Origin of the sequence: Silicimonas lutimaris (genome assembly GCF_047314965.1) — a bacterium.
GTDB lineage: Bacteria > Pseudomonadota > Alphaproteobacteria > Rhodobacterales > Rhodobacteraceae > JAVJUV01.
This window is the reverse complement of record NZ_JBLBVK010000030.1, coordinates 59,085-67,394: the sequence shown is the minus strand read 5'-3', so window position 1 is coordinate 67,394 and position 8,310 is coordinate 59,085. Positions and strand designations below refer to the sequence as shown.

Annotated in this window: 5 protein-coding genes and 1 pseudogene; 4 read left to right on the top strand and 2 right to left on the bottom strand. The window is 56.5% G+C overall.

The genetic code is table 11. The features are described 5' to 3' along the window. Positions 1–4: 4 nt before the first annotated feature. Positions 5–1,146 (bottom strand): annotated as a pseudogene (locus ACKLNI_RS02515) (IS3 family transposase). Between the two features lie 824 nt (positions 1,147–1,970). Between ACKLNI_RS02515 and ACKLNI_RS02510 the strand changes: the two are divergent. Further along, positions 1,971–3,152, top strand: coding sequence for a carboxylate--amine ligase (locus ACKLNI_RS02510; RefSeq protein ID WP_413717420.1), 1,182 nt, complete (start codon positions 1,971–1,973; stop codon positions 3,150–3,152). Positions 3,153–3,184: 32 nt separating this feature from the next. Here the strand turns inward: ACKLNI_RS02510 and ACKLNI_RS02505 are convergent, their stop codons facing one another. Next, the gene (locus ACKLNI_RS02505; RefSeq protein WP_413717419.1) at positions 3,185–4,309 is read right to left on the bottom strand and encodes a glycosyltransferase family 4 protein; all 1,125 of its coding nucleotides are present in this window, start codon (positions 4,307–4,309) and stop codon (positions 3,185–3,187) included. A gap of 201 nt (positions 4,310–4,510) precedes the next feature. On the opposite strand from ACKLNI_RS02505, the gene ACKLNI_RS02500 reads away from it, so the two are divergent. The 3 genes from ACKLNI_RS02500 (at position 4,511) to ACKLNI_RS02490 (ending at position 8,151) form a co-directional block, all read left to right on the top strand. Continuing rightward, on the top strand, positions 4,511–5,626 hold the full coding sequence (locus tag ACKLNI_RS02500; protein ID WP_413717418.1) for a glycosyltransferase: 1,116 nt from the start codon (positions 4,511–4,513) through the stop codon (positions 5,624–5,626). A gap of 175 nt (positions 5,627–5,801) precedes the next feature. Further along, positions 5,802–7,172, top strand: coding sequence for an O-antigen ligase family protein (locus ACKLNI_RS02495; RefSeq protein WP_413717417.1), 1,371 nt, complete (start codon positions 5,802–5,804; stop codon positions 7,170–7,172). A gap of 4 nt (positions 7,173–7,176) precedes the next feature. Next, positions 7,177–8,151 (top strand): GumC domain-containing protein, encoded by a 975-nt coding sequence (locus tag ACKLNI_RS02490; RefSeq protein WP_413717416.1) that lies wholly within the window; start codon positions 7,177–7,179, stop codon positions 8,149–8,151. The last annotated feature ends 159 nt before the right edge of the window (positions 8,152–8,310 follow it).

Below are 8,310 nucleotides of genomic sequence, written 5' to 3'. Positions count from 1 at the left end.
TTGTCTAGCCCCCTGTGTATGGGCCACTGATCAGGGGTTTCTCTAATAGGGTTTCAGGAACGGGCGGGCGCATGTTGAGTGCCTGATGCGGCCGGGTGTGATTGTACTGCCTGAGCCAGTGATTGATGACGATCTGAGCTTGCTTTGTCGTCGTGAACCACTCCGCATTGAGAACCTCTCGCCGTAATGTCCCATTGAACCGTTCGTTGTATCCGTTCTCCCAGGGCGATCCCGGGTAAATGCGGATCGGCTTGATGCCAACGCGTCGAAGCCATCCCTGCATCGCCTCTGCTGCGAACTCGGGGCCGTTATCGGATCGGATATACTCCGGGGAACCGTGGCGCAGCAGGAGCGGATAGAGAGCTTCGAGAACATCGTCGGCACCCATCTTGGTGCGGACCACAACAGCCAAGGCCTGCCGCGTGAACTCATCGAGAACCGTCAGCATCTTGTAACTGCGCCCATTGCTGAGCTTGTCGTGGACGAAGTCGATGGCCCAGACGTGGTTCGGATGGGTTGGCCTCAGTCGGATGATCGAGCTGTCCTTGTGGTAGAGCCGCTTGCGTTTCTTGTGGCGCTGCGGAAGCTGTAACCCCTCTTCCCGCCAGAGCCGCTCGACCTTCTTGTGATTGACCCGCCAGCCCTCGACGTGAAGCAGCTCAGTAACCTTGCGATAGCCATATCGGCCGTACTGCTTTGCAAGCCGGATGATTGCCAAACGCAGCGCATCGTCATCTCTTTGTGTCGGTTGGTATTGCAGGGAGCTCCGCGCCAGTCCTATCACCCGGCACGTCCGTCGCTCAGACGTTGCGAGCTTCTGGCGTGTATGAATAACGGCCTGACGGAGCTCCTCTGTGGTCAGGCCCTGGGCTTTAGGTGGTTAAGGCTTTCCTTGAGGATGAGCTTGTCCAGTTCGAGCTCGGCGACGATCTTCTTCAGCCGCGCGTTCTCTTTCTCCAGGCTCTTCATCTCCGACAACTGCGACCGGCCCATCCCGCCAAACCGCCTCCGCCAGTTGTAATACGTAGCATCGCTGATCCCGACGCTCCGACACGCCGATGCCACATCACCACCAGCCGTCAGCTTCAGCTCAATCTCACGCAGCAGCTTCAAGATGTCTTCGTCTGAATGTCGCTTCCTCGCCATGCCCAATCCCCCTCTCGCGGCCAAAGTAATGGCCCAGTTCTAGGGGGGAAGGACATCTTGGGTCCGCCAACAAAGTATAGGTCGTCCGCGGTGGATTGACGCTGAAGGTTCTGGTTCCCAAAGGTGTCGGCAAAACGTATGGCAAGCGTATGGCATGCTCCGGGACGGTCCTGCCGATGCTCGGTTTTCATGGTCCGGTTTGGAGACAGGAGCGCGCGCTCACAGGACGACAACTTATCGTTCACAGCTTTCAACACCAGCGCCCAGGCCGCTCACAGCACCTCCATGCGCGCAATTGAGTCTTTCAAAAACTTTTCGAGATCGCGGAAGCAGACGTCGATCCCTGGATCAACTCGGGGGGCCGAAGTCACCCGCGACACTTTGGAGCGCCGCATGGGGCGTTAGCCGGGGCACTCCCCGCAAACAGCCGTTCGAACCCCACCAACTCTGTAGCGGTTCGTCTTAAAAGGGCCCGATCCGGTGTCAGGGCTAATTCTGTATGCTGGTCCCATTCAATCGCCACGCACAAGGGCTCCGAGACAGGACCCAAGCCAAGAAGCATAGCGGCTAGTACGGAAAACCAGGTCCTGTCTTCATTATTGAATTCGCTGGACTTGGAAGTGCGCTCCAAGGCACCCCGTTGGTGATGGTAATTCGATATCTGGCAACCATGACACTTTACACATGTGCTCGCCGGACAGGGTTCCGCAATGGCTCCAAGCTCCCGCACGATTCAAGATCTTGCTATTGTTTGGTTTAAGCGACACGCTTTGGTTAACCAGATGCGTTCTATGTCTGCTACAGAGTGTTTGAAGGGGTTTTGAATGTCTGAGAAAGCCATCGTTCTCGGAGGCGCACATGGTGGCCTCGCCGTAACAAAATCACTCCAACGCCAATCCATCAAGGTCTTGGTGCTGACCCACCTTCCACATCAGAGCGGTCTGCGATCCAGACATATTCGCGACTGGAGAACATGTCCGTCGCCCTCAGATGAGCAGGCTTTCCTTGCTTACCTTGAGGCTCTTGCCCCGGATTGGTCAGGTGCGGTGGTCTTTCCTACGTCCGATGCCTTTGCAGAGGCTCTCTCAAAAAACAAGGAGCGTCTCAGCCGGAATTTTATCCCGGCCGTTGCCGATTGGAATCAGGCGCAGGTCTTTCTCGAAAAGGATGCGACCTATCGCTTGGCGGACAAAATGGGGATTCCCCATCCAAAATTTGTACAGCCTCGCAGTGAAGCAGAATTCGAAGAGATTCTTCCAAAGCTTGAAATGCCAGTGATGGTCAAGCCCGTGCACTCGCACTCGTTCTCGGCAAAATTCGGAACCAAGCTGTTCATTTGTGAGACCGAAGAAGACCTGCGCACCAATTTCGCCCGTGCCGTAGCCGAGGATGAAGACGTCGTGATTTGCGAGGTCATCCCTGGCGGGGACTATCGCAATCTCGAGACTGTCCAACTCTATTTCGATCGCAATGGAGAGGTTTCAGCCGCGTTTTGTTGCATCAAATTGCGCCAGATGCCCCCGCTCTATGGTGTCATCAGGGCCGGCGTCAGCATGCCGCCGTCAAGCGAGTTGATCGAACTTGGAACCCGGCTTGTACGGGGCATCGACTACCGCGGATACGCAAGCGTGGAATTCAAGCGCGATCCGCGAGATGGGATCCTCAAGCTGATCGAGGTCAACATCCGTCCCTTGCAAATGAGCCAGTTGCCCATCGCCGCAGGCGTCGATTTCCCTTACATCACCTTCCAGGACCTGGCCCGCGATGTTCAGGTGAAGATCGACAGCTACAACACGGATATGAACTACACCGAGGTCGGAGCCGACATCGCAGGCTTTCTGTTTCTGGACAAAGAAAAGAATGTCAGGCGTTTTCTCGAGCCCTATCTGAAACGACACAGGACACATCCGTATTTCGATCTCACAGACCCAATGCCCTTCCTGATAGATGCCTGGACGCGCGGGAAAAAACAAATCTTCAAAGAAGACAGGGATGAACATCCCTGACGTGAGCTGCGGCGGTGTCTGGCCTCGCCCCTTCAGCTAACAAGATTCATATAGAGCTTGGCAGTCTCGCGGGTCATGCGTTCGACGCGGAAATCGCTCTCAAACAGAGCGCGTCCCTCGAGCGAAAGCGTGTGACGGAGCGCTTCATCCCCGCACAACTCCGTCAGTGCGTCAGCGAGCCGGGCCGGATCCGATGGAGGGACGAACAACGTGGTTCTGCGATCTTCCAGCATTCTGGCCAATCCGCCGACGCGCGAACAAATGGATGGCACGCCCTGGCGGCAGGCCTCCATGGCAGTGTAGGGCATCCCTTCGGTCAGCGACGGCATGCATACCGCATCGACCGAAGCAAGGAGGGCTTCGGTGTCCGAGCGAAACCCCAGAAACTGGATGTGGTTGCCCAATTGTCCGGCGGACACCATGTCAATCAGCTCCGCTTCTTGTCTTCCCCTCCCGATGACGAGAAGCCGGACATCGCATCGGCCCCGATCGCGGACCAAACCGATTGCTTTCACGAGAGACTGGAGCCCCTTTTCTTTTTCAAGCCGACCGATGGCAGCCACCAAGAAACTTTCGCGCGGCCAGCCGTGCTGGCCCCGGATATCCAGCCTTACAGGCGCGGCTTCGAGATCCGGCATTCCGTTCAGGATCGTGTGCAGATGCGCCGGAGGTATCTTGAATTCCTCCAAGTAACTGGCAACAAGGGGCGACACAGCCAAGAAATGAAAACCGGCAGTTCTGCAGATTTGCAATGCGCCTTCATGGATCGCCCTGCGCGGCTGGGTCTTGTGAATATCACGGTAGATCGAGTGAACGCTCGCTAATCGTCCTCGAATCCCACCGCGAACGGCCGCGAGAGCGCCCCAATACTGCGACTGCATATTATGAGCGTCCAATATGTTTGCCCCGATGCTCCGACCGACCCGGATCAATTCCATGGAAATGCGCGGATCACCGCGGGCGTGGTCCAACGGGTAGACGCTGAGTTTCTCGGCTTGAAGCGCTTTGTGCAGCGGGGAATCTCGCAAGGTCGCGACGCCATAGGTCCAACCCTCCTTGGTAAGAAAACGCGCGGTATCCCGGACGCGGACGTCGACGCCTCCATAGTGGCGCGCGAGGGCGACGATTAGTGGCCGCGGTTCCGTCTCGTGCCCCATCCCGTTCAAAATAGTTCCACCTTCCCCTGAACCGACACGACGGACATCTGACTCCAGCTCTCTTCTTTTCCTATCGTTCCGTCCGCTTGCGGGATAGAAAAAGATGAAGGTTACACCCGAAGCCGCAAACGAAGGTGGCATTTTTTGACGAGTCGATCTTTGCAAGACGAAAACCGGCAGAAACCGGGTTCTCCTCTCCGCGTGCTCTATATCATCGACCGGCTGGGTCGTGGAGGCGCAGAGAAGCTAATGACGGTGACGCTTCCCGAGCTTCGGCGCCGAGGCGTTACGGTTGAGCTGATGTTCTTCCAGCAGGTTTCAGATTCGACAATCCGCGACATCCTCGAGGAACAGGGCATTCCCCTGCATTTCGCGCCGCTCGACAAGATCAGACGGATCGATCAAATCCTATCGATCATGGGGAAAATCCGCGCATTGCGGCCGGATGTCATCCACGCACATCTGCAATTCGGGACAATAATCTCCAGTTTCGCCCGACTCTTGCTGCGCATTCCCGCAGTGACGACGATTCACGTCATGGATCGGTTCGAGGCCGATGCGCATCCTTCCCTGAGAGATAGAGTCGTCGATATCGGGACACGTCGAATTCTAGATCGCACAATATTTCTGTCGCCAAGCTCACTCGCAGCGGCGCGAGCAACCACCGGCATCGGGCGAAATGCCATCGTGATTCCGAACGGCATCGATATTGCCAAGTTTTCCACAGGTTCGGTGGCCCAATCGCTCCGGCGGGATTGCGGCGTTGGAGCTGAGGGTCTTCTCCTAACGACAGTAGCTATCCTCAGGCCGCTGAAAGGCCTCGAACACCTTGTGGCCGCAATGCCCCAAATCATCGAAGCCTCGCCCATGACTTCCTTGGCAATTGTCGGAGACGGCCCGAACAGGGCGTCGCTGGAAGAACAGATCGTTGCGTTGTCCCTTCAGGAGCGTGTCCACCTGCTGGGCTTTCGCACCGACATCCCGGAAATTCTGGCGGCGTCGGACATCTTCGTTTTGCCGACTCTTCGCGAAGCGTTTCCAACAGTGATCCTCGAGGCCATGGCATCCGGTTTGCCGGTCGTGGCCAGCAATGTGGGCGGCGTGCCCGACATCGTGGACAGAGACACCGGCATACTGGTACCCACTGGCACTCCGAAAACTCTTGCCGACGCGATCTGCACCCTCCTTGAAGATACAAGCTTGCGCACGACCCTGAGTGGAAATGCCCGCAGAAAGGCCGTCACCGAGTTTTCGATCGAAACTCAAGTCGACAGGCTTCAGGCGCTCTACTCCGAGCTTGCAGGACGCGATGTATAGGAGTCACCCCACCTTTCCGGGCTCGGCCGAAACGGTGTATACGGTCCTAGTGCCCAAATCTGAGGCCGGGCGTCAACGACAACTATCCGGATCGAATACGGAAACTGGTGCGAAAAGACAAAACCGAATTACTCTAGAATGATTGCTGTGGCGATCGGGAAATCGGACGGTTTGCATGTTCTACGTTCTTGCCTCGTGCCTTGCGGTATTGGGCGCTGCCACTTGTATCTTGTTTCCTCGGCTCAGCCTGGCCGGGATAATTTTTCTTCTTTTTGTGAACGCACCGATCTTTCTTGCAATCGCATTCGATATCTCGGCTGTGACGGAAGTCGCGCTGCTCGGGCTGATCGTAATAATTATCCGAGATCTCTATGTCGAACGGGATCTTCCCGTCATGCTCGTGCCCGTATTAGCCGTCTGTCTGCTCTACCTCAATTCCATTCTCGTCGGCTGGTTCGTGGCGCCGCATCCCGATCTGGTAATCTCAGGCACCGCCGAATTGGCCAAAGAGATGCTGTTACCTGTCCTGCTTGTCGCAACGCTGCGCACGCACGACCGAATCATGGGTGCATTCGCGGGGATTGCCGCAGCAACGGCTGCTCTTTCCTTTATCGCCGTGGCACAATGGATGTCGGGCGCCGATCTCTCGGCTCGCTTCGGATTCGATTTCACTCGTGACGCGCAAGCGGAAGGCGAAATCGGAGCCCTGCGGTATCAAAGCCTGATCGGAGAATCGAACTACTTCGCATTGATATTGGTCACAGCGATACCTGTTTTGGTCCCCTTTTACATTCTCTTCCGATCGCCACTACTGCGCATCATAGCGATCGCCGTCATCGTCAGTGTCTTGATTTCGCTTTACCTGACCGCATCTCGCGGTGCGCTTATCGGATTGGCTGTCGTCATCGCCTTTGCGGCCCGCAAACAGGTGACGCTGCTGATGCTGCTGCCGGTCTTGTTCGTCGCGGTCGGTATCGCCGCATACGAATATTTGCCAGCCGGCTATGTTGAACGATATGAGATTCTCGCTCAAGATACGGTTCGTCTGTTCCACGGCGCGAGCTATTTTCAGGACAAATCGATCTCGGGCCGAGTGTCCGAAATGGCCGTCGGTCTGATCCACTTCGTCGAGAACCCGTGGTTTGGCGTCGGCTACAACCAGTTCGAGTCACTCTATCAGGATACAGCTCGGCTGAACGGCCTGATGGCGCGGGGTGCGGACCGGCAGGCGCACAGCCTTTACGTGGAAATCCTTGCGGAGCGAGGCATTTTCGGCGCCATGGTCTTCATGTTGCTTGTCACCTTCGCCGTTTCGTCTGCCATCTTTGGCAAAGCCGCTCTGGATCGCGACGGGAACATTAGCCTTGGCTGGTTTGCGGCCATGCTTCCCCTTAGCTTCGTTGGGTATTTGGCAACTTCGCTTTTTCTCCACGAGGCCTATCCGCGTTATTTCTGGATACTGTTTGCACTTGCGTGCGCGATGCCCCAATCTTCGAATACCCAAAACAACCGAATAACTGGTGAAACACGAAACGTGTGTGAGTAATCAAATGACAGGTCTTCTGCGTGAAATCTCGCGTGCCAAGTTTCTATTCATCATCTTCGGAGCAATCGGCGCTCTGCTCGGCTACTTCGGTACCGAGTCCGAGGAAGCAGTCTTCGAAGCCAACGCATCCCTCGTGTATCGTTTTAACACCGAGTATTTCCCACGTGATATCGCGCTTTCGGATTGGCAGGGACAGCCCGTCCGCATCCTGGTGGACCAGGCGATCCAGACAGATCTCGAGATTATGGGCAGCCGACGCGTCTATTCAGCCGCAGTAAAGAAAGCGGAAGACGAGTTTCCTGGGCATCGTGCGCGCATGACCAATCTCAGCATCCGGCGCGTCGAGGGCACCAGCCTCGTCCGGGTCGCCTTTCGTCATGAACAGGAATACTTCGCCACCGGTTTTCTGAAATTGCTCATTGATACTTATTTGGATGAACGCGAAAGGTTGTTCGACAATCGCTCGATGGAGGGTCTGCAGGCCGCCAAAGACGCCGCAGAAACCACGTTGGCGCAGGCCAGAGAATCCTATGACCAACTGCGGACGGCTCCCCTGCCCAGCCTTGAAGAAGTGCGCGGACAGCAGACAGGAATTGACCAGTCGCCGGATGCTACTGCGCAGGTGCCGGCCACCAACCCCGCCAACAACACTCCCGATATCCGAACGGCACGCCGCGAAAGCCAACTTGCGCGCCTCCAGATGGACGTCGAACTCGCTACGACAAACCTTCGCCGGATATCCCAAATGATCGCCGAGGACGAGTTCTCTCGGTTGCTGTATCAGAGAACCGGACCGCTCATTAAGGTGGTTGATGTACCTGCGGTGTCGACAGACCCAGTGAGCACGACGCGCGAGTCACGAGCGGTTGTGGCGACGCTAATGGGGATGATGCTGGCCTTTGTCATCGCAATGACGCGCGCGGCAATTTCCAGTCTGTCACCGCTTCGGTCCGGCACTGCCGAGAGACGTCGCTCCTGAAAAATTTCCTCGCAGACCGCTCACCGATTGCATTACTCCATCAAGGAGCACGAATCAGGAACCGCAGTCAGAAATCGCAGGGAAGAAAGCCGGCTCTCTGACAAACCGTTCGGGTCAATCGGTTCGTAAATGACCTTTACTCGTCAGCCCGCACACGCA